21 protein-coding genes and 1 tRNA gene are annotated in these 20833 nt (G+C 67.2%); 10 read left to right on the top strand and 12 right to left on the bottom strand.

What is annotated here, in order from left to right:
• The first annotated feature begins 93 nt into the window (after positions 1–93).
• Both ACFSKW_RS19665 and ACFSKW_RS19660 read left to right on the top strand, forming a co-directional pair.
• A complete protein-coding gene (locus ACFSKW_RS19665) occupies positions 94–1404 on the top strand; it encodes an SEC-C metal-binding domain-containing protein (protein WP_379573717.1) in 1311 nt (436 codons plus the stop codon).
• A 765-nt stretch (positions 1405–2169) separates the two neighbouring features.
• Positions 2170–3600 carry an ATP-binding protein gene (locus ACFSKW_RS19660; protein WP_379573716.1) on the top strand — a complete coding sequence of 477 codons (1431 nt, stop codon included), beginning with the start codon at positions 2170–2172 and terminating at the stop codon, positions 3598–3600.
• Between the two features lie 183 nt (positions 3601–3783).
• Here ACFSKW_RS19660 and ACFSKW_RS19655 read toward each other — a convergent pair whose 3' ends face one another.
• The gene (locus ACFSKW_RS19655) at positions 3784–4032 is read right to left on the bottom strand and encodes a hypothetical protein (RefSeq protein WP_357667337.1); all 249 of its coding nucleotides are present in this window, start codon (positions 4030–4032) and stop codon (positions 3784–3786) included.
• A complete protein-coding gene (locus ACFSKW_RS19650; RefSeq protein WP_379573715.1) occupies positions 4033–4377 on the bottom strand; it encodes a DUF6247 family protein in 345 nt (114 codons plus the stop codon). It abuts the gene before it with no gap.
• Between the two features lie 270 nt (positions 4378–4647).
• Here ACFSKW_RS19650 and ACFSKW_RS19645 point away from each other — a divergent pair, with 270 nt between their 5' ends.
• Positions 4648–4791 carry a plasmid pRiA4b ORF-3 family protein gene (locus tag ACFSKW_RS19645; RefSeq protein WP_379573714.1) on the top strand — a complete coding sequence of 48 codons (144 nt, stop codon included), beginning with the start codon at positions 4648–4650 and terminating at the stop codon, positions 4789–4791.
• Positions 4792–5243: 452 nt separating this feature from the next.
• Here the strand turns inward: ACFSKW_RS19645 and ACFSKW_RS19640 are convergent, their stop codons facing one another.
• Positions 5244–5747: a hypothetical protein gene (locus ACFSKW_RS19640; protein ID WP_379573713.1), complete on the bottom strand. Its 504-nt coding sequence runs from the start codon at positions 5745–5747 to the stop codon at positions 5244–5246.
• Positions 5748–5768: 21 nt separating this feature from the next.
• Positions 5769–6575 carry a UTRA domain-containing protein gene (locus ACFSKW_RS19635; RefSeq protein ID WP_379573712.1) on the bottom strand — a complete coding sequence of 269 codons (807 nt, stop codon included), beginning with the start codon at positions 6573–6575 and terminating at the stop codon, positions 5769–5771.
• 325 nt (positions 6576–6900) lie between these two features.
• Between ACFSKW_RS19635 and ACFSKW_RS19630 the strand changes: the two genes are divergently transcribed.
• The 4 genes from ACFSKW_RS19630 (at position 6901) to ACFSKW_RS19615 (ending at position 10522) form a co-directional block, all read left to right on the top strand.
• Entirely contained in the window at positions 6901–7134 is a 234-nt protein-coding gene (locus tag ACFSKW_RS19630; RefSeq protein WP_379573711.1) for a hypothetical protein, read from the top strand.
• Positions 7135–7241: 107 nt separating this feature from the next.
• A complete protein-coding gene (locus tag ACFSKW_RS19625) occupies positions 7242–7577 on the top strand; it encodes a hypothetical protein (protein ID WP_379573710.1) in 336 nt (111 codons plus the stop codon).
• Between the two features lie 502 nt (positions 7578–8079).
• Positions 8080–9015: a site-specific integrase gene (locus tag ACFSKW_RS19620; RefSeq protein ID WP_379573709.1), complete on the top strand. Its 936-nt coding sequence runs from the start codon at positions 8080–8082 to the stop codon at positions 9013–9015.
• A gap of 796 nt (positions 9016–9811) precedes the next feature.
• Positions 9812–10522: a tyrosine-type recombinase/integrase gene (locus tag ACFSKW_RS19615; protein ID WP_379573708.1), complete on the top strand. Its 711-nt coding sequence runs from the start codon at positions 9812–9814 to the stop codon at positions 10520–10522.
• Positions 10523–10578: 56 nt separating this feature from the next.
• Here ACFSKW_RS19615 and ACFSKW_RS19610 read toward each other — a convergent pair.
• From ACFSKW_RS19610 to ACFSKW_RS19575, 8 genes are all read right to left on the bottom strand, one after another.
• Positions 10579–10653 (bottom strand) — tRNA-Val (locus ACFSKW_RS19610).
• Between the two features lie 17 nt (positions 10654–10670).
• Entirely contained in the window at positions 10671–11612 is a 942-nt protein-coding gene (locus ACFSKW_RS19605; protein WP_379573707.1) for an ROK family protein, read from the bottom strand.
• 55 nt (positions 11613–11667) lie between these two features.
• The gene (locus ACFSKW_RS19600) at positions 11668–11982 is read right to left on the bottom strand and encodes a hypothetical protein (protein ID WP_379573706.1); all 315 of its coding nucleotides are present in this window, start codon (positions 11980–11982) and stop codon (positions 11668–11670) included.
• A gap of 20 nt (positions 11983–12002) precedes the next feature.
• Positions 12003–12440, bottom strand: a complete 438-nt coding sequence (locus ACFSKW_RS19595) for a peroxiredoxin (RefSeq protein ID WP_379573705.1) — start codon at positions 12438–12440, stop codon at positions 12003–12005.
• Positions 12441–12485: 45 nt separating this feature from the next.
• Positions 12486–12914 (bottom strand): DUF3052 domain-containing protein, encoded by a 429-nt coding sequence (locus ACFSKW_RS19590; protein WP_379573704.1) that lies wholly within the window; start codon positions 12912–12914, stop codon positions 12486–12488.
• 101 nt (positions 12915–13015) lie between these two features.
• Positions 13016–13423 carry a secondary thiamine-phosphate synthase enzyme YjbQ gene (locus ACFSKW_RS19585; protein ID WP_379573703.1) on the bottom strand — a complete coding sequence of 136 codons (408 nt, stop codon included), beginning with the start codon at positions 13421–13423 and terminating at the stop codon, positions 13016–13018.
• Positions 13424–13432: 9 nt separating this feature from the next.
• Positions 13433–13615 (bottom strand): DUF1918 domain-containing protein, encoded by a 183-nt coding sequence (locus ACFSKW_RS19580; protein WP_379573702.1) that lies wholly within the window; start codon positions 13613–13615, stop codon positions 13433–13435.
• Positions 13616–13948: 333 nt separating this feature from the next.
• Positions 13949–14806, bottom strand: a complete 858-nt coding sequence (locus ACFSKW_RS19575) for an alpha/beta fold hydrolase (protein ID WP_379573701.1) — start codon at positions 14804–14806, stop codon at positions 13949–13951.
• A gap of 52 nt (positions 14807–14858) precedes the next feature.
• On the opposite strand from ACFSKW_RS19575, the gene ACFSKW_RS19570 reads away from it, so the two are divergent.
• From ACFSKW_RS19570 to ACFSKW_RS19560, 3 genes are all read left to right on the top strand, one after another.
• The gene (locus ACFSKW_RS19570) at positions 14859–15440 is read left to right on the top strand and encodes a TetR/AcrR family transcriptional regulator (protein WP_379573699.1); all 582 of its coding nucleotides are present in this window, start codon (positions 14859–14861) and stop codon (positions 15438–15440) included.
• 789 nt (positions 15441–16229) lie between these two features.
• A complete protein-coding gene (gene aceE / locus ACFSKW_RS19565; protein ID WP_379573698.1) occupies positions 16230–18977 on the top strand; it encodes a pyruvate dehydrogenase (acetyl-transferring), homodimeric type in 2748 nt (915 codons plus the stop codon).
• Between the two features lie 243 nt (positions 18978–19220).
• Positions 19221–20756 (top strand): alpha/beta hydrolase, encoded by a 1536-nt coding sequence (locus ACFSKW_RS19560; RefSeq protein ID WP_379573697.1) that lies wholly within the window; start codon positions 19221–19223, stop codon positions 20754–20756.
• The last annotated feature ends 77 nt before the right edge of the window (positions 20757–20833 follow it).

Here is a 20833-nt window from a genome sequence, read left to right as displayed (position 1 = left end):
CAACGCCGTGTCGAAGCGACACGATGTCGCTCCTGTCCCCGCATGCCAAGGAGAAACCGCTCATCGTGCCCGCGCCGTGTGGACAATGAGCCCATGCTTCCCGACAGATTCTTCCACCCCCTCAAGCCCACGCAGGTGCTCGACACCGTCTACGACCAGTTCGGCGAGCCTGACGAGGTCGGCGAACTCACCAACGAGTCTGCGGCCAGGGAGACGGTCCGGCAGGTGCTGCTGGATCCGCGCAGCCAGGGCGATCCCGGGGTGTTCGAGCTTGCCTGGGAACTGGTCGACCTCTATGACGACGACGAACTCCACGACGCGGTCGAGCTGCTGACCGAGGTACTCAACGCCCACCCCGACCAGCGCTTCGCCCTGGGCGCCCTGCGTGCGGCCCACCGCGACGCCGAGGGTCTGGCCGAGATGGAGGCCCTCCATCGCGACATGTCGTTCCTGCTACCAGAGCGCCGCGACGTCCGTTTCTACTACCTGGCTCCGGCCTTCCTCGCCGAACAGGGTCAGACCGACCGTGGCGCGCTCCTGGCCAGGGAGGGGGCCGCTCTGGCCAGAAGCCTCGGGCTTGAGGAAGAGTCCAAGCGGATCGAGGAGCGCAGCCCCGATCCCGAACACCGGCAGCAGTCGAGGGCCCGGCTTGAAAGTGCGATGGAGGAACTGCTCAGCGCAGCCCGCACTGCCGCCACGCCCTCCGGGAAACGTGCGCTGGGCGGGGAGCGCTCCAGGCTTCGGATGGCCTATCTCCCCGCGCGGGAGTACGCCAAGGGCCTGGCCGAAGGGCTGCTCGACGCCACATTCCCCCTCGACCACGAGGACTACCGTCGCGAGCTGGAGTCATCGCTGCTCGACTCGGCCGAACTCGGCAGGGTCTCCGTGGTCGCGATCGACCTGGCGGAGGTCGACGCGTTCGCCGAGCGGACGGGACGCGACCCACAGCGTCGAAGTACACGGCTGGCCTACCTGTCCACGCTGCCGGCCCGGGACGCGATCTCCTGGCCACCGGAGCGCAACGCGCCCTGCTGGTGCACCTCTCAGCGCAAGTACAAGAAATGCTGTGGCCGGCCCGGATTCCGCGACCAGCCGGTGCCCGACAGAGGGCGGGCAATCCTGCGTGTCGATGGACCACAGCCGCTCCGGGTGCAGGTGCCCTCCAGGATTCGGCTTGACCGGCTCCACGCGCTGATCGACGCCGACGCCGGCGCGGGCGGCCACTACAGCTTCACGGTCCAGGACGGCGAAATCGACGCCGACCAGGCTCCGGACGCGACCCTTTCACAACTCGCCAACGAGCCCGGCCAGTCGTTCGGCTATCACAACGGCCGCGACCACAGGGTGACGGTGGAGGAGATCGTCCCGGTGGACCCGGCGGACAACCAGCCCCAGGTGATCTAGCGACACGCTGTCTTGATGGGTGACTCCCATCGTGCACGGCCCCTCGACGAGCCTGGAGCCGACCGCTCCAGCCCGGCAGACTTTCTCAGGCCCCGGTCTACGACGGTCCCATCCGTCGGCTGCATTCCACATCCGGACCCAGGCCGACTCGGCTCAACCGCGAGGGGACCAGGCCCGGGCGACAGCGCGGGCACCGACCGAGGCGGACCGCAAGATCGTCAACGCGCTGGCCGCCATGGTCGCCAAGTCCTCATGGCACGAAGCCCGGCAGCAAGATCGCTACCGGGCTTCTTTGCGCTGGTGGGCGATACTGGTATCGAACCAGTGACCCCTCGCTTTTAAGGCACGCCAGGAGAAGTCGGGATCTTGGGTGATTCACGGTCTCGCCTCGGCAAACGTTCCGCCCAAGTCCTCGGCCGTCCTCGCTCGTCCCTGGCCGTTGTCATTCAGATAGTCACTCAGTGGGACGACCCGTGCTTCAGATAGGCCTTCTCCTGGTGAACGGGCGGTGGCGGCGGCTTTGGGACGACTGGCAAGGCGCTCGATCAGGAGGCTAGTGACGTCGGCGGCGCCGGATGGGGAACGCCTCGGCATCACGTCGATCGGGAACTCGTCAGGCCATGCGATGCTCGGACAGTCGGCTCCGGGGCGCCGGACTCTCGGTGGCGACGCGTCTGGAGGCGCCGAATCGGAACCGGATGAAATGTAACCAGAACCCGAGTAAATGTAACCAGCACATGGTTACATTTACCTATGAGCCACAGCGTGAACGAGTTGGTCGCACGTCTCCGCACGGCCGGAGGCGACTACGACGATGTCGAGGTCAAGTCGGCGGCAGGAGGGCTGCCGCAGTCGCTCGCCTCAACTCTGAGCGCACTGGCAAACCATCCGGGCGGCGGGACGATCATCCTCGGCCTCGACGAGGCCACCGGCTTTCGTCCGGTACAGCTTGCAGATCCGCAAGCTCTCAAGCAGGGCCTCGCTCACAAGGCTCGCTCGTTCTCGCCGCCTGTCCAGCTTACGATCAGTGACGCGGAAGTGGATGGGGCACCGGTCATCGTCGCCAGAGTGCATGAATGCGATCCGTCGGCCAAGCCGTGTCGAATCACGGCGTCAGGTACGGCATACATGCGGGGGTACGACGGAGACTTCCCACTGTCGGATCTGGAAGAGCAGGCATTCCTTGCCGCCCGGAAGCCACCGCTCTTCGACCGGCAGCCCGTGACAGGCGCCACCCGGGAGGACCTGGACAGCGACCTTGTCACAGCGTTCCTACGTTCGGTCCGCGAACGGGATCCCCACGGCCTGGGCCGTTTCCCTGACGATGCCGAGTTGCTCCGGCGTGCTGGAGTGACTCTGCCCGACGGCACTCCGACCGTCGCAGGGCTGTTGGCTTTGGGAGTTCATCCACAGGAGTGGTTTCCGCGCTTCGTCATCCAGGCTTCGGCGGAGCCGTTGCCGACCGATCCCACAGGATCGCGGGCTCGGAACCAGACGACGATCACTGGGGCCATTCCACGGATGCTGGAAGAGGCCCTGGACTGGGCACGGCGAACCTTTGACACCAGCGTCGTGTCAGCGCCGGACGGAACTGTTCGTGATCGGCCCGCCTATCCATATATCGCGTTTCGCGAGATCATCGCGAACGCTCTTCTCCACCGCGACCTCGATCATTGGTCGGCCGGCATGGCCGTGGAGGTTCGGCTCCGCCGTGACCGGCTGATCGTCTCCAACCCGGGCGGCCTGTATGGCATCACGGTCGACCGGCTCGGCCAGGATGCCGTCACTTCCGCACGCAATGCGCGACTCGTTGCGATCTGCCAATACGCTCGCACACCAGAAACAGGCGCGCGAGTGATCGAGGCTCTGGCAACCGGCATCCCGATCGTGGCCCATGCCCTGGCAGAGGCCGGGCTTCCGCCTGCGCATTACATCGACGCCGCCATCCGATTCACCGTCGTCCTGAGGCAGCAGGCAGTTCCCGTCATACGCCCGGGCGACGACCTGAACGAGACGGAGCTACGTGTCTACGACGCCTTGGCCGCCGGGACACGCACTGTCGCCGATCTGAAGCAGGAATTGAACCTGTCCGCGCCTAACATCCGCAAGGCACTACGCGAACTGAGATCGAGAGGGCTCGTCGAGCAACTGGGGGGCCGAGGGCGGCCGACGACCTACCGGAAGCTCTCGGATTAGGGAGGGAGCAGCTCCAGTACTTGCCCTGATCTGGACACACCGTCCATGGTGGTCTCTCGCCGTCCGGACTCGTCCATGGCCGTTGTCACCCAGATAGTCACTCAGCGCGGCCCAGGCAGGCAGGAGTTGTGGGGGCACTACGCATGCCTCGGCAGTTAGAGCGCAATATGATCACCCCTCGAGCTAGATCCACTGCACGCGGATGATGTATACCTCGCGTTGGGGCTCCAACACCAGATAGGTCACGAGCCCACGTTCTCCAAATGGCATGACGCGCATGTTGCCGTCGGGCTTGCCGGGCGTTTGCGGTCCGCCGGCCCAGGGCTCCAGCTCAATCAAGTCCAGCACTCCGGCCAGATACCGCAAGGCATCCTCGGGGAGCGCCGCGATCTGTTCTTGAGCGACAGGATCGGGCTCAACGATCGAATACACCTACCGCTCGACCCCGCGCTCAGCCAGCAGTTGGCGCCATGTCTTGTCGCCCCGAGGGATCGGCTTGCCGCCATCGGCCAGTTCCTGGACACGGGCAGCCCGCTCGTAGAGATCTCTCCGGCCCTGCGGATCCTTGATCGAGTCGCACGCGACAAGCCACCAGGTATGGATGAATTCGCTGAGTCGGCCGAGGTCCAAACTGGCGCGGACCTCAGCCAAGACGACGTCAAGACCTGCGTCGAACCCATCTCGGTCCTGCGGGACGACCAGCGCTCTGCGGATGGCGCGCAGATTCTTCTCCAGCGGGGGGCCTTCGGGGGAGAACTCCTGCGGTTGCGCGCTCATGCCGCCAGTGTATGTACAGGTACTTCGCGCGGCCCAGCCGAATCGCACGACTTGAGAAGGTGATTCGGCTTGCGGACCTCCGCGCGGGTCCTGGAGGTAACCGACTCACCCATCACCGGGGCGGCACGAGCAACTGCCCCACTGCCTGGCGAAGCAGCATCAAGCAGGCGTGATGACGCTCGTCCTTGACGTTGCCGGCGGCGAGAGGACATCTGTGTCACAACGCAATCTCCTCATGACACTCGGCCAGATCAGACTCACCCTCGAACGATGCAAACTCCGGACGCGACCCTTTCACAGCTCGCCAACGAGCCCGGCCAGTCGTTCGGCTATCACAACGGCCGCGACCACAGGGTGACGGTGGAGGAGATCGTCCATGTGGACCCTGCGGACAACCGGCCCCGGGCGATCTAGCGACACGTTTCGGCACGTCGACTTCTGCAGGCCCGGTCTGACGGTCCCATCCGTCTGCCACATCCCACATCCGGACCCAGACCGACTCGGCTCAACCGCACGGAGACCTGGTCCTCGCTACAGCGCGGGCACCGACCGAGGCCGACCGCAAGATCGTTAACGCGGTAGACGCCGTGATCAGCTCGACCTCATGGCGCGCTCATGGCACGAAGCCCGGCAGCAAGATCGCTACCGGGCTTCTTTGCGCTGGTGGGCGGTACTGGTATCGAACCAGTGACCCCTCGCTTGTAAGGCACCCTCGAAGAGGGCGGGACCACCTCGGATTACGAGGCTCACCTGCGCTTACGGTCCAGGGTGATCCCCTCTAGTCCATGGTCGTCCGAGGCGATTGTCACCCAGTTAGTCACTCGGTATGCCGCCCGTCCAGCCGACTACCAGTCCCCTCAAAACGTTCAGTCGTCGGCGGCGACCAGGAGCGACAGAGCCTTGGCAGGGCGATCGATGACAACCAGCTCGTGGAAGTCGTTATGAACCCCGCCCCAGTCGTGAAACGCCTCATAACCGAGATCCTTGAGCTGGTACCTCTCAGTGGCTCCTGCGACCAGTGCATGAACCTCGCGTTCCAGCCGGGCGGACAGAGCCACAGGAAGAGGACCGAACTGTGCCGCCCAGTCGCGGAGAATAGCGTTCGCGCTCGCCTCATCAACGAGCACGTATGCGGCCGGGCTCACGTTCCGTAGCCAGTAGGGGCCATGACGGAGCCCATTGGCCTCGACTCCTCCTCCGGCATAGTCATCCCGGTACTGTTCTTGGCCAATCAGCTCCGTCAGCAGATGGGTAACGTCGGCGTCCGGGCGGGACAGACCGAAGCGCTTGATGTCGACCCAGCGACGTGCATGATCGCCTGAGGTGAACTGACGAAAATTGATGAATGTCTGATCTTGATACGTGAGCATCCGATCTTCTCAATCGTCTTCTCAGAATTCGTCGTACCCGGAGACCTGTCCGATGGGGAAGATGTGCCGGTTGGCGGCGCAGATCGTCTCCAGGACGTGGATGGGCGTGCCCTCGGTGGAGTAGCTGGCTCGGAGGACCTGGACGATCCACTCGCTGGGCTCAAGCTCCAGAGTCTCCCGCTCGAAGGGCGTCGGCGGCCTGGCGGTCAGGTTCTCCTCCGCGTGACCGAACGTGTAGCCGAGAGCGGTCAAGGCGGACTGCAGCGACGGCTGCACGAACTCGGGCTCGGCCAACCGGGTGTCGCCGAACAGATCGGCGCGGAAGTAGCTGGTCGCGATTCTCACCGGCACGTCGTTGGCCAACATCATCTTGCGTCTGGCGACGATCTCCGCGCCTGGCTCGACACGGAGGCAAGCCGCCACATGATCGCTGGCGGGCTCCAGCCCGACGTACAGCATCCGCCGGTCGGCCTTGAGCCCCTGTCGTTCCGCCTCTGCGAGGAAGAGTGACTTGGAGCCGCGTACGGCTGGCTCGGTCGGCAACGCTCGCTGGACCAGCACCCTGGGTGCCGGAGACGCTGGCCCTTCCGGTGCGCGGGCCGCTGGCCCTCTCCTCATCTGCGAGATGCGGCCGGGAGACACGCCCAAGCGCCCGGCGATCTCTTCCAAACTCATGCCGGACTCGCGTGCCTCGGCGATCGCCTGGCGTCGCATCTTCGCCGCTTCGGTGACCAAGCCCTGCTCCTCGGTCATGAGGCGACTGAGGATGCGGGCTCGTTCCACGGGGTCGCTCATCTGGGCGACTTCCCTCAGCGTCTTCAGATCCATCCGGGCAATGCCTCCTCAGCGACTGACGCGAGCCGGTTTTAGCCCCCCTATTGCGAGGGCTAAGGCCAGGTTCTACCCTCGACTTTAGCCCCCCTAAAGTGGGGGACTAAGTAGGACCCCCGCCATGGGAGCACGGTGCTGGAACACCGCCCACAACGGGGGTCCAGAACGCATCGAGAGCTTTGGGGCGTCAACGATGCAGAACCAGATTACTGCCGTGCCCAGGAACGGCAAGGAGTCACAAGCAGTGCTATCGGCAGACATACTGCGCGACGCACTGCGGCAAGAGCATGACATAGCAGCGGACACTCACGACGGGTACGGCATGGCGCTCGTCTCCGTCTGGGTCGGGCTGGTGGTGTGGTGCGACGGCGAGTGGTTCTGGTGGCGGTCGGGGTGGGACGAGCGGCGCAAGCGTGCCGTGTACGCCCGTCATCCGGCCATGGATCCATCACGGGCCGCTCGACGAATCGCCTTCCGCTACGCCGACCTTCGGGAGAAACGACCGCTGTCGGCCGTATCTGATGACGTGGGGACAGCGAGCAAGGCACCGGGGTGACATCGCCTCGGCACATGCCGGGAGTGCGTGCCAAGATCGTGGACTTGCTGCACAGTCCCGCTCGAACCCGTGGCTCTGGCGCGTGGCTGATCGGTCAGCGTGGAACCGTGGTCATGGTCCTGCGCAACGGCACCCTGGCCTTGTTCGAGCTCGACGACGCGGCCCACGATCTACTGGGCGGCGTTCGGCGCTGGCCGGTTCACTGGGACGACCTGCTCGTGTACGGCACGGAATCGGGGTCGGACCATCCCTGCGAGGCCTACCGGCTCGGGCTGTCCGGCACTGGACGGCAAGCGGTGCAGCACGCCGTACCACTCGACACGAAGATCAGCTTGTGCGGGGAGCCGGTGTACCCATTGCCCGTGTGCGGCTGGTCGATGCCGTTCTCGCCCACAGCGGACCGGGCTTGCCCGAATTGCATTCACCTGGCAGCGCTCCCATGAGCATCGCCGTCGAACGAGCCGGAGCGTCGTGCCGTTGGTCGTGGGTCGGTTCTTCCCACAGCCCACTCCTCCCCCCGCCCCCGATAGCTGCCAGATTGTGTGGCCCGACCGAGGTGTCAACTCCGTCTTCGGAGCCGTTGCCGTGCGGCTTCCACGCGTCCTGCGTCCATGGCGTGCAGACGGAGTTGACGCCGACCAAGGGACACGAACAATGCGGTGTCGGGGGCAGGGGTACGGACCTCAGCCCGTGATCCATGCGTCTTCGGAGTGCAGCGGCCGGCGCGCATGCGAAGCACCCCGTAGGGGCCGCGTAGCGGTGGAGGCCGGCGGCGGAACGGCCATCAGGTGGCTTGCTGGACTCAGCGTCCTGCATGGCCTGTGCTTGTTGGTCGTCACGCCGCCAGGAGCGGGGGCGGTGCGCGCCGGGACCGGCCCCCAAGGCCGCACGCCCGGCGCGCAGGCCGCCCGGAGCGGGCGGCGGCGTGGCGAGCGAAGCGAGCCCTTGAGCGGCAGATCCCCGGCCACGGTCACCATGTACCACACGTACGCCGACAAGCACGTGATCCCGGCGCTCGGTGCTCGCAAGCTTCGTGACCTGTCCGTGGAGGACGTCGATCGCTGGCTCGCGAGCAAGACGGACGAGCTGGGCACCAGGTCACTCAAGCTGATCCACGGCATCCTCAACCGCTCCGTCAAGAGCGCCATGCGGCGCGACATGGTGAAGCGGAACGTGGTCGATCTCTGCGACATCCCGGACGGTCGCGCGGGCCGACCTTCCAAGGCGCTCGCCCTCGCTCAAGCACTGGCCGTCCTGGCCGAGGCGGAGACCAGCGGCGAGCGCATCAGGGCGTACATCGTCCTGTCGCTGCTGATCGGCGCGCGTACCGAGGAACTGCGTGCGCTGCTCTGGTCTCACGTCGTCGCATACGACGCAGAGCGCGAGGCGTGGTTACCAGTGGCAGAGGCGGGATGGGACCACGAGGAGTTCGCGATCTACGTGTGGCGCTCCGTCCGGCAGAAGGGCGACACGAAGACCGTGAAGTCCCGGCGCTCGCTCAAGCTCCCCCGCCGCTGTGTGGAGGCGCTTCGTCTGCTCTGGGACGTCCAGCAGACCGCACGAGAGAAGGCGCGCGAGCGATGGCAGGACACCGACCTCGTCTTCTGCACGAGGACGGGAACGCCGGTCACCGCGCACAACGTACGACGCGACTTCCGGAAGGTGGTGGATGCAGCCGGTCTCGTCGGCAAGCAATGGTCCCCGCGCGAGCTGCGGCACAGCTTCGTGTCGGTGCTGTCGGACTCCGGCGTCCCGATCGAGGACATCTCGCGCCTGGTCGGCCACTCCAACACGGTGGTGACCGAGACGGTCTACCGGCACCAGATCCGGCCGGTGATCATGCAAGGAGCTGCGGCGATGGACAAGATCTTTGGGAGTTAGTCACTCACTTAGTCACTCAGGCCCCGTTTCCGCAGTCGGAGACGGGGCCTTTTCGCAGGTGGGCGGTACTGGTATCGAACCAGTGACCCCTCGCTTGTAAGGAGCCAAGATCGCCTGTGGAGCGCGGTTGACGTGCGTGGGAGCCTCGTTCACCTCGCGGCATGAGGCTCACTCGACGTGGCCTAATGGCACGCTAATGGCACGGCGATCATGGACATCTGTGAAGTTGGCGGGGCCCACACTCACGCCCGATGTGGTCCCCCACGTGGCTCTAATGGCACGTCGATGGCACGCCAATGCTTAAGAGCGTCGACGCTCACGAATTCCCGCCTCAACCCGCAAGCCAATGCCGATTAGGGCCATGATCCACAGACCAACGAGCCATGGCCACGAGGGGGATCGTCCATCGAAGATCAGAATCCCGAACGATATGGCGACACCGGCGACCATGGAGACAGTCCCTATGGTTCGGACCGTTTCATAGTCCTCGGGGGCATTGGTCGGCGAACGGTAGAGCTGAGGATCCTCGGGCTCAGTCACAGCGCAGAGCATGCCACATGGGATCGAACGGCAGGAATCCCCTACCTCGCGCTCCGCCCTGCCCGATCTTCCCGTCTGCCTCGTCCCACATGCAATGCAGCGGATCAAGGCCAGGGGTCAAGGTGGAGCGCCCTACTGGACGAACGACCTTGACCCCTGACCTTGATGCGCTGGGCTCCTTCTCGGAAAGATCGACACGTCGGCCGTTCGAGAGTGGCGGGTCGCGCTGATCTCGAACGGCGTCGGCGCGTCGGAGGTGGCCAAGGCGTACCGCTTCCTGCGCGCCGTGCTCATGACGGCGGCAGACGACCTGATCATCCCGCGCAACCCCTGTCGCATCAGGGGAGCCGGTGAGGAGAAGCCCGATGAGCGACCGGTGCTCACGGTGGCGCAGGTCTTCAAGCTGGCTGACCTCGTCGTGAAGCGTCTGCGGGCACTGATCCTCCTGGCCACCTTCGCGAGCCTGCGGTGGGGTGAGGTGGCCGCCCTACGGCGGATGGACCTGGACCTGGCGAAGGGCACGGTCAGCGTTCGGCAACAGCACGTCGAGCTGGACACTGGCGAACTCCTGGTCGGGCCGCCCAAGTCACGCGCCGGTGTTCGCACGGTCGCCATCCCGCAGGCGATCATCCCCGCCGTACAGGAACATCTCGACTCGTTCACGGGACCAGAACCAGATGACCTGATCTTCACCGGCTCACGGGGCGGCGTCCTGCGCCGAAGCAACTTCAGGCGCGCGGCCAAGTGGGACGAGAACACGAAGAAGATCGGCATGCCTGGTCTGCACTTCCATGATCTTCGCCACACAGGCAACACGATCGCCGCCGCGTCCGGCGCAAGCCTCAAAGATCTCATGGCGCGGATGGGTCACGATTCGGTGCGCGCCGCGTTGATCTACCAGCACAGCACCGAAGAGGCCGACCGCAAGATCGTCAACGCGATAGACACAATGATCAACTCGACCTAATGGCACGCTAATGGCACGAAGCCCGGTAGCAAGATCGCTACCGGGCTTCTTTGCGCTGGTGGGCGGTACTGGTATCGAACCAGTGACCCCTCGCTTGTAAGGCGAGTGCTCTACCGCTGAGCTAACCGCCCCTGATCGGCACTACACCTTACGACACCGCGGGCGCCGATCGCACATCCATTGTCCATCCTTCCCCTACCGAAGGCCGGCCGGCCGCGGTCCAGCCCAGCAGGGCCGCGCCCAGCATGCCCGCGTTCACTCCCAGCGACGCCGGCACCAGCGGGGGCGCGTCGCGGAACGCGAGTCGCTTGACCAGCCTCGTGCGTACCGGATCGAACAGGGCGGGGCCCGCCTCGGCGAGGCCGCCGCCGAGGACGATGACGGAGGGGTCGAGCAGGAGCGTGTACGTGGCCAGCGCCAGTGAGAGCGCCTCAACGGCCTCGTCCCACACCTCTATGGCCACCGGGTCGTCGGAGGCGACGACCTCCTCCGCCTTGACCCCTGGCACGCCTGAGCGCTCGCTGTAGCGCCGTCCGACCGAGGCCGCGGACGCGTACGTCTCCAGGCAGCCGAGCTGACCGCAGGCGCACGGCTCGCCGTCGGGGAAGACGGGGATGTGGCCGATCTCGCCGCCCCAGCCTGCGGCGCCGCCGTACGGCCGGCCGGAAAGGATCATCGCGCCGGCGATGCCGGTGCCGATGGGCAGGAACAGGAAGTCGGACACGCCGCGTCCCGCGCCGAGGACGCTCTCCGCGAGCCCGCCGGTGCGGACGTCGTGTCCGAGCATGACGGGGACGTCCATGTCGACGAAGGCCTGCGCGGGCACGTCGCGCCAGCCGAGGTTGGCGGCGTAGACGGCGCTGGTGGCCGTGACGAGCCCCGGGACGGCGAGGCCGACTCCCGCGAGGCCCGCCCCTCCGCGGGCGGCGAGGTCGGCGATGAACTCGCGGATGGCGGTGACGACGGCGTCAGGCCCCTCGGCGCGCGGTGTGGCGCGCCGGTCGGTGACCAGCACCTGGCCGTTCTCGCTGACGAGGCCGCCCTTCATGGACGTGCCGCCGACATCGAGCGCGACAACGTAGGAACTCATAGCGGTCATCCTGGGAGGCGGGTGGCAGGTCAACGGCTATGAACGATAGCGCACCCTATTGTCGGGAAAGACCCAGCACTCTGTTGAGGGCCGCCTCGACCTCGTCGGCCAGGCCGGGGGGCGGCTCCGATCCTGCGGGCTCGGTGAGCCGCGCGAGCCGTACCGAGCCGCAGTCGCGGCACTCGACTTCGCCGAGCCGGCAGATGAGCGACGTGGAGCCGCAGGATTCGCACAGGTCGAGTTCGAGGTCGTGGGCACGCTGGCAGTCAGGGCAGATGAGCACCTGGACCTCGCCGCGCACCCCACGCCGCCACGGACTCGCGCCGCGAACCGGGTCGGTCTGCCGGGCCCCGCACCGGTAGCAGGGCATGGTGTCCTCCGATACGACAGTCAGGACAATGCTTTGAGATAGTCGGCGACATCACGCGCCGAGGAGATCGGGTTGACGACCGACCACCTGATCACGCCCTCGCCATCGATGAGGAAGGTCCCGCGCTTGGCGAGCCCTTTCGTCTCATCGAACACACCGTACGCCTCAGCGACCTGTCCATGTGGCCAGAAGTCGGATAGCAGGGGAAACTCGTACCCCTCCTGCTCCGCCCACGCACGATGGGTGAACATGGAGTCGACGGAGACCGACAGCACCTGGACGTCGGCGGGCAGGCGTGGGATGAGCTCGTCGCGCACCTGGCCGAGTTCGCTGCGGCACACGCCGCTGAACGCGAGCGGATAGAAGATCAACAGCACCCGCCTGCCCCGCAGGCTGGACAGCCTGACCGGGGTGCCGTGCTGGTCGGGCAGTTCGAAGTCGGGAGCCATGCGATTCATCCTGCCGTACGACCTCCTCGGTCGTACGGCAGGCGTCACGTCTAGCTAGCGACGGCCCTTGGGCGCCACGAGCCTGGTCCCCGACCAATCGGGTGCTGCGGAGATGCTGCTGGTCTGCGAGAGGCCCGCGGTGGCGGCGTCCTCCCCGATGTCGCTCGGCTCCACGTGGCCGTCTCTGCCGGCCTTGGGAGTCAGGAGCCAGATCTGGCCCGCGTCGGCCAGAGATCGCATCGCATCGCTGAGAGCGTCGAAGAGGTCGCCGTCGCCGTCGCGCCACCACAGCAGCACCACGTCGGCTACTTCGTCGGTTTCCTCGTCTAGAAGCTCGGTGCCGGTCAGGTTCTCGATGGACTCGCGAAGCTCATCGTCGCTGTCCTCGTCCCAACCGATCTCCTGCACCACCTGACCCGGCTTGAGGCCGAGTCGTTCGGCCAGGCCGCGCTCGCCCTGCGCCTGACCCGCGGTCGCGCTCACTTGTATCCCTCCTGATATGCGGTCATCGCTTCGGGACAGTCCACACGCTGTGACCCTCAGTCGTCAACGGTCGCCACGATGACGGCCGTACTCCACACGAATTAATCAGACAAAAACGACAAGCGAACCTGCCGTTCACGGTTGTCGACGTTCAGGTCGACGATGGCGATCGACTGCCACGTGCCCAGCTCCAGCCGCCCGCCCAGCACGGGAACGGTGGCGTAGGGCGGGATCAGGGCGGGCATCACGTGAGACCGGCCGTGACCCCGTGATCCGTGGGCGTGTCGCCACCTGTCGTCGGCAGGCAGCAGGTCGTCGAGTGCGGCCAGGAGGTCGTCGTCGCTGCCCGAGCCGAGCTCGAGCAGCGCCACTCCCGCCGTCGCATGCGGCACGAACACGTGCAGCAAGCCGTCGCCGCCCACCGAGCGCACGAAGTCCGCGCACTCGCTCGTGATGTCGAGTACCGTCTCGCGCGACCCCGTGGTCAGCGAGATGATCTGGGATTTCACATGGAAATCCTACGCATGCTCGACGACCGCATCCGGGCCAGGAAACACCAGGCCGGTGTGACCGTCTTCGAACCTGACCATGTACGGAGGCCCCCCGTCGGAGCCGCGTACCTCGATGATCTCCCCGCGCCGGTCCCCTTCTCCAACGGTGTTCCCGTGCATAAGGAGCCGGTCGCCTACCGTCGCGTTCATACCTCCACCTTCGTACGGCGGAGCCGATCCGAAAAGCCCCTCCACCGAGGTAGAAGGGCAAAAGATAATCGAAACGTTACGCTGCGCCCACACGCTTTCCAGAAGGCCCCAGCCGCCCGGCCCTCCTTACGTCCTCCCCGGCCCCGCCGCGCACGCCGAGCGGGTTCAGGCGGGCGATCCACCCCCTTCCTCCTGGTACGGCGGGGCGTTACCAGGCGGGCGGTCCACCCCCTCCCCGGACACGACCGGGCGTTGCCGGCCGGGCGATCCACCCCCTCCTCCGGGCACAGCGGGACGGGTCGGAGCACAGCGGGACGGGTCGGATGGGCGGTGTCAGGCGGGCGATCCGCCCGTGGCGGTCTCGCCGACGAACTCCTCGATCGCGCGGGCGAGCACCCCGGGCTGGTCCTCGGGAATGAGCGTGTAGCTGTCCTCGATCTCCACCAGCCTCGCGTCCTCGAACAGCGCCACGAGCCTCGGCCCGTGATCCCGTGGCATCAGCCTGTCCTCCACCGCCCACGCCACCAGGACGGGCCCTTTGAAGGACCGCAGTCCCTCGGCCCAGTCGAGCAGGACCCGCCGCGGCGGCACGGACACCGCGTACTTGGCCAGGTCCCGCCTGATCGCCCGGCTGGCCCTGACGGGCCCGAACCAGCGGTCCATCACCTCGTCGGGCACGGGCCGCTTGCTCATCCAGCCCCACCCGCCTGGCGCCCTGCGGAAGGACCTGAGCCCGAGCATCCGAGTGGTCAGCCACAGCCCGCCAGGGGTCCTGGCCGCGAGTTCGATCAGGCGGCCGGGCAGCCCCGGAGGGTAGTTGTCGAAGGCCTCGCATGCGGTGAGGACCAGCCTGCCGACCCGTTCGGCCCTTCCGAGCGGGACGAGCAGTTGCCCGCCGCCCCAGTCGTTCAGCACGAGCGTCACGTCGCGCAGGTCGAGCCGCTCGAGGAACTCCGCCACCAGCAGGGCCACGCCCTGGAGCGACAGGTCGGCGTCGGGCCGCATCGGACGGCGGTGCGCGCCGAGGGGAAGCGTCGGGCACACGCACCGGTGGCCGTCGCGCAGGCCGGCCACCACCTCGCGCCACACGGAGCCGTCGATCGTGACCCCGTGCAGGAACACCAGGACCGGCCCCTCGCCCCCGGTGTCCTCGTAGTCGATGGTCCCTGCCGACAGCTCGATCTCCGGCACGATCGCCTCCGATTTGATAGATCGCTCTAGCGAGAGAGTAGGGTAGAGTCGGATGGTGGGCAACACGAAGGAACGCATCCTGGACGCGAGCGCCGAGCTCTTCCGCCGCAACGGCTACACGGGCACGGGCCTGAAGCAGATCGTCGCCGCAGCCAACGCGCCGTTCGGATCGCTCTACCACTTCTTCCCCGGCGGCAAGGAGCAGCTGGGAGAGGAGGTCATCCGCACGGCGGGGATGTCGTACGTCCAGCTCTTCGACGTCCTCATCGCGCCCGCGCCCGACCTCGTCAGCGGGATCGAGACGTTCTTCTCCGCCGCGGCCGACACGCTGGTCGAGACCGGCTACGCCGACGCCTGCCCCATCGCCACGGTCGCCCTCGAGGTGGCCGGCACGAACGAGTCCCTGCGCAGGGCGACCGCCGACGTCTTCACCGCGTGGATCGCCGCGGGCACGGAGGGGTTCGCCAGGTTCGGGCTGTCGCACGAGGCGGCGCGCAGGCTCACGATCTGCCTGGTGACAAGCTTGGAGGGGGCGTTCGTGCTGTGCAGGTCACTGCGCGACACGGAGGCGCTGAAGGTCGCGGGCGACGCCGTCGTCGCGGCCGCCAGAGCCGAGCTCGCCGCCTCCGCCTGATCGCGATGCCGATACCGCGATCTTGGTCGCGAGCCGACACCGCAGAGCCCTGATCGCAAGCCGACACAGCTCGCCGCCCCCGCCTGAACGCGAATCCGAGCCCGACCGAGCCCCGCCGAGCCCGACCGAGCCGAGCCGAACGAGCCGAACGCCGGTACGGCGGGGCCGCCTGCCGTACCGATGCCTGCGAGCGCCCGGGGCTCCGGCGACGGGCGCGCGCAAGACCGTAACCCGCGACCCGACGGCCGCCGCGCGCAATACCGCGACCGGCGACCCGATCGCCTATGCGTGCGAGACGGCGACGAGCGACCCGCGATCCGACGGTCGGCGCGCGCGGGCCCATTGCAAGCGACCCGCGATCCGACGGCCCGCGCCAGCGAGCCCGTGACACGCGACCCGTGCTCCGGCGCGCGCGAGACCGTGACGGGCGACCGGTGAACTCCGGCTTCCCGCGCTCGCGGGACCGTGGTGAGCGACGCGTGGTCCCGGCGGAAGGCGTGCGCGAGACCGTTCCTATACTGCGTGGCGAGCGCCGCTCCGTCGCGCCTGCCCCCGAGGCCACAGCGCCGGGCGAAATTTCGTATCTTTTCTAGTCTTGATAAATCTGGCCTGCACTGTAACCTTTGGTGGCGATTCGTCCTACCATCGGTGGTCTAGGCCACCATCAGCGTCACTGCCAGCAGGGACGTTCTGGTTACCGGTCAGTAGAGATGCACTTTCCGGAGTTAGCGACCAGGATGGAAGGCGACCCAACCCAGACATCAGTCGATCCTCGGAAGGCGAGACCCAGTGGCTTCCGGACGCCAGCGTTTCTCGATCATCAGCGACGGCCTACCCAGCCAGCTGCCTGATGTCGACCCCAGCGAGACCAACGAGTGGCTCGAGTCCCTCGACAACGTCATCAAGACCGAGGGTCGCACGCGCGCCCGCTACTTGATGCTTCGCCTGCTGGAGCGGGCCCGTGAGCACCAGGTCGGCGTGCCCGGCCTGCGCAGCACCGACTACATCAACACCATCCCCCCGGAGCGCGAGCCCTGGTTCCCCGGCGACGAGCACGTCGAGCGTCGCATCAGGGCCTACATCAGGTGGAACGCCGCGGTGATGGTCTCGCGCGCCAACGCGCGCACGAACGTCGGCGGCCACATCGCCACGTACGCCTCCGCCGCCTCCCTGTACGAGGTGGGCTTCAACCACTTCTTCCGCGGCAAGGACCACGGCGAGTCGGGCGACCAGGTCTTCTTCCAGGGACACGCCGCGCCGGGCATCTACGCCCGCGCCTTCCTCGAGGGCCGGCTCAACGAGGCCCAGCTCGACGCCTTCCGGCAGGAGCTGTCGCACGGCTTCCACGGCCTGCCCTCCTACCCCCACCCGCGGCTCATGCCGGACTTCTGGGAGTTCCCGACCGTGTCGATGGGCCTCGGCCCGATCAGCGCGATCTACCAGGCCCGGTTCAACCGCTACCTGCTGAACCGCCAGATCAAGGACACCTCCAGGAGCCACGTCTGGGCCTTCCTCGGCGACGGCGAGATGGACGAGCCCGAGTCGCTCGGCGCGATCGGCCTGGCCGCCCGCGAGGAGCTCGACAACCTCACGTTCGTCATCAACTGCAACCTGCAGCGGCTCGACGGCCCCGTCCGCGGCAACGGCAAGATCATCCAGGAGCTGGAGTCGTACTTCCGCGGCGCCGGCTGGAACGTCATCAAGGTGGTATGGGGCCGCGACTGGGACCCGCTGCTGGCCGCCGACGTCGACGGCGTCCTGGTCAACCAGATGAACACCACGCCTGACGGCCAGTTCCAGACCTACTCGGTCGAGTCGGGTGCCTATATCCGCGACAACTTCTTCGGCAGCGACCCGCGCCTGCGCAAGATGGTCGAGCACCTGAACGACGACGACATCCGCAAGCTGTCGCGCGGCGGCCACGACTACCGCAAGGTCTACGCGGCCTTCAAGGCGGCCCGCGAGCACGTCGGCCAGCCGACGGTCATCCTCGCCCAGACCATCAAGGGATGGACGCTCGGCAAGGACTTCGAGGCGCGCAACGCGACGCACCAGATGAAGAAGATGACCAAGACCGAGCTGAAGGAGTTCCGCGACCGGCTCTACCTGCCGATCCCCGACTCCGCGCTCGAGGGCGACCTGCCGCCGTACTTCCACCCGGGCGAGAACGACGAAGAGATCGCCTACATGAAGGAGCGCCGCGCCGCGCTGGGCGGCGTGCTCCCCAGGCGCATGGTCCGCGCCAAGGCGGTCAAGCTGCCGGGCGACGAGGTCTACAAGCAGTTCTCCAAGGGCTCGGGCAAGCAGCAGGTGGCTACCACGATGGCCTTCGTGCGTCTGCTCAAGGACCTCATGCGCGACAAGGAGATCGGCAAGAGGTTCGTGCCGATCATCCCCGACGAGGCGCGCACCTTCGGCCTTGACGCGATGTTCCCGACGGCGAAGATCTACAGCCCGCACGGCCAGACCTACGAGGCCGTCGACAGGGATCTGCTGCTGTCGTACAAGGAGTCGACCGAGGGCCAGATCCTGCACGAGGGCATCAACGAGGCGGGCTCCATGGCCTCGATGACCGCGGTGGGCACCTCCTACGCCACGCACGGCGAGCACATGATCCCGATCTACATCTTCTACTCGATGTTCGGGTGGCAGCGGACCGGCGACCAGATGTGGCAGCTCGGCGACCAGATGGGCAGGGGCTTCCTGATCGGCGCGACGGCCGGCCGTACGACGCTGAACGGCGAGGGCCTGCAGCACGAGGACGGCCACACCCCGCTGATCGCCTCGACGAACCCGGCGGCCGTCTCCTACGACCCCTCATGGGCGTTCGAGACCGCCTACATCGTCAAGGACGGCCTCAGGAGGATGTACGGCGAGCAGCCGGAGAACGTCTTCTACTACCTGACCGTCTACAACGAGCCCTACGTACAGCCGGCCGAGCCCGCCGACCTCGACGTGGACGGCCTGCTGAAGGGCCTGTACAGGTTCGCCGCCGCCCCCCGGACCGAGGGGCCGAAGGCCAACATCCTCTCCTCGGGCGTCGCGGGCCCGTGGGCGGTGGAGGCCCAGCGCATGCTGGCGGAGGAGTGGGGCGTCTCGGCCGACGTCTGGTCGGCGACGTCCTGGTCGGAGCTGCGCCGCGAGGCGCTGGCCTGCGAGGAGCACAACCTGCTCAACCCCGACTCCGAGCAGCGCGTGCCGTACGTCACCAGGGCCCTGCAGGGCGCGCAGGGGCCGTTCGTGGGCGTCAGCGACTACATGAAGGCGGTGCAGGACCAGATCGCGCAGTGGGTGCCGGGTGACTGGAGCTCGCTGGGCACCGACGGGTTCGGCCTGTCCGACACCCGTTCGGCGTTGCGCCGTCACTTCCACGTCGACGCCGCGTCGATCACGCTCGCGGTGCTCACCCAGCTGGTCAAGCGGGGCGAGCTCGACGGCGAGGTGCTGCGCGAGGCGATCGCCCGCTACCACCTGAAGAACGGGGTCACCGAGGCCGGTGGCGCCGAGAGCAACGACACCCAGTCGATGGGCGTCTGATCCGTCGCACAAAACGAGCCCGCGCCCTGCCGGCGCGGGCTCGTTCATTTTTTTCCTCGATTTCCGCGTCATAGGCGGGCCCGCGAGCTGTCTTTGATACGTGGGGCGGCGTGTTCTGGAGGGGTGCACGCCGCCTCTACCCACCCTGACCGCCTCGCCAGGGGAGGCGTGCGCGGCGTGCTCGGCGTCCAGGCTGGGTATGTGAAAGGATTTTCCCCGGTACTCGATATCGGGGGATATTCCATGCGCCGCGAACTCACCACCGTCGCCGTGACGGCAGGGCTGACCATCTCGCTCGCCGCCTGCGGCACCTCCACCGACGCCTCCGGCGGCCCGACATCCGGCGGATCGGCCTCGGCACCCGGCGACGCGGGGGCGACCGGGAAGATCACCTGGGCCGCCTGCACCGACCTGACCATGCCGGACGGGCAGCCGGCCACGCCCGACGCCAGCCTGCAGTGCGGCAAGCTGGCCGTCCCGCTCGACTACGCCAAGCCGGACGGCGAGACCATCGACCTGGCGCTGATCAGGATCCCGGCCAAGGGTCCAGGCGAGCGGCTCGGGTCGCTGCTGTTCAACTTCGGCGGCCCCGGCGCGTCCGGCGTGGACACGATGGCGCGGGCGGTCAAGGCGTTCGGTGCTCTCAACGCCCGCTACGACCTGATCAGCTTCGACCCGCGCGGCGTCCAGCGCAGCCGCGGCGTCGTCTGCGGCACCGGCAAGGACATGGACGCCTATGTCTCGCTCAACACGCTGCCCTCCAACGAGGAGACCAGGGCCAAGGTCCAGGCCGGCACCGAGCAGTTCACGCGGCTGTGCGACAAGGACTCCGGCCCGGTCCTGCCGTACGTCGGGACCGTCAACGCGGCCCAGGACATGGACAGGATGCGCGCCGCCCTCGGCGACGCCAAATTCAACTACTTCGGCATGTCGTACGGCACGCAGCTCGGCGCCGTCTACGCCACCAAGTTCCCCAAGAACGTGGGCCGCATGGTCCTCGACGCGCCGCTCGACCCGAGCGTGACCCTGGAGCAGCGGACGCTGGCGCAGAGCAGAGGCTTCCAGCAGGCCTACGAGAGCTTCCTGAAGGACTGCGTCAGCCAGGGCTGCGAGCTCGGCGGCAGCGTCGAGGCGGCCAACAGGAAGGTCGAGTCCTTCCTGAACAAGATGGTCGTCTCTCCGCTGCAGGTGGGCGACCGCCCGCTGACCCAGGGCCTGGCCAGCACCGCGGTCGCGGCCGCGCTCTACTCCAAGCTGAGCTGGCCGTTCCTGGAGAGCGCGCTGTCGTCGGGGCTGAAGGGGGACGGCGGGGCGCTGATGTATCTGGCCGACACCTATACCGGCCGCAGGCCGGACGGCAGCTACACGACCGAGATGTCCAGCTTCCCCGCCATCACCTGCGTGGACACCGCGGAACGGCCGGGCAGGGAGGAGCTGGCCCGGACCGAGAAGGCGGCGCTGAAGATCTCCCCGCTGTTCGGGAGCGCGGGCGCCGGCACGTTCTGCACGCCGTGGCCGGTGCCGGGCAGCAACGAGGCGAGGAAGATCAACGCCACCGGCTCGGGGCCGATCGTGGTGGTGGCGGGCAAGGGCGACCCTGCCACGCCGTACCAGTGGGGGCCGAAGCTGACCGAGCAGCTGAAGACCGCCACCTTGCTCACCTACGAGGGTGAGGGGCACGGTGCCTACCTGTCGGGCAGCAAGTGCATCCAGGGCGCGGTCAACGCGTATCTGATCGACGGCAAGGTCCCCGACAAGGACGCATCCTGCCCTGCCTGAACCGGTGGGCACCGGCCCGGGACGGGCGGGTGAGCGAGATGAGCAGGGACCGGCCAGAGGTGCGAACGCCCTGGGCG

The organism is Nonomuraea mangrovi, assembly GCF_042681425.1.
GTDB lineage: Bacteria > Actinomycetota > Actinomycetes > Streptosporangiales > Streptosporangiaceae > Nonomuraea > Nonomuraea mangrovi.
The sequence above is the reverse complement of the archived record's forward strand: the minus strand, read 5'-3'. Positions and strand labels throughout refer to the sequence as shown.

What these genes read in the sequence shown, in the direction of transcription:
- ACFSKW_RS19665 (WP_379573717.1), top strand. Translation starts at nt 94, where the DNA reads ATGCTTCCCGACAGATTCTTCCACCCCCTCAAGCCCACGCAGGTGCTC.
- ACFSKW_RS19650 (WP_379573715.1), bottom strand. Translation starts at nt 4,377, where the DNA reads ATGAGCGCGCAACCGCAGGAGTTCTCCCCCGAAGGCCCCCCGCTGGAG.
- ACFSKW_RS19645 (WP_379573714.1), top strand. Translation starts at nt 4,648, where the DNA reads ATGCAAACTCCGGACGCGACCCTTTCACAGCTCGCCAACGAGCCCGGC.
- ACFSKW_RS19640 (WP_379573713.1), bottom strand. Translation starts at nt 5,747, where the DNA reads ATGCTCACGTATCAAGATCAGACATTCATCAATTTTCGTCAGTTCACC.
- ACFSKW_RS19635 (WP_379573712.1), bottom strand. Translation starts at nt 6,575, where the DNA reads ATGGATCTGAAGACGCTGAGGGAAGTCGCCCAGATGAGCGACCCCGTG.
- ACFSKW_RS19630 (WP_379573711.1), top strand. Translation starts at nt 6,901, where the DNA reads ATGGCGCTCGTCTCCGTCTGGGTCGGGCTGGTGGTGTGGTGCGACGGC.
- ACFSKW_RS19605 (WP_379573707.1), bottom strand. Translation starts at nt 11,612, where the DNA reads ATGAGTTCCTACGTTGTCGCGCTCGATGTCGGCGGCACGTCCATGAAG.
- ACFSKW_RS19600 (WP_379573706.1), bottom strand. Translation starts at nt 11,982, where the DNA reads ATGCCCTGCTACCGGTGCGGGGCCCGGCAGACCGACCCGGTTCGCGGC.
- ACFSKW_RS19595 (WP_379573705.1), bottom strand. Translation starts at nt 12,440, where the DNA reads ATGAATCGCATGGCTCCCGACTTCGAACTGCCCGACCAGCACGGCACC.
- ACFSKW_RS19580 (WP_379573702.1), bottom strand. Translation starts at nt 13,615, where the DNA reads ATGAACGCGACGGTAGGCGACCGGCTCCTTATGCACGGGAACACCGTT.
- ACFSKW_RS19570 (WP_379573699.1), top strand. Translation starts at nt 14,859, where the DNA reads ATGGTGGGCAACACGAAGGAACGCATCCTGGACGCGAGCGCCGAGCTC.
- ACFSKW_RS19560 (WP_379573697.1), top strand. Translation starts at nt 19,221, where the DNA reads ATGCGCCGCGAACTCACCACCGTCGCCGTGACGGCAGGGCTGACCATC.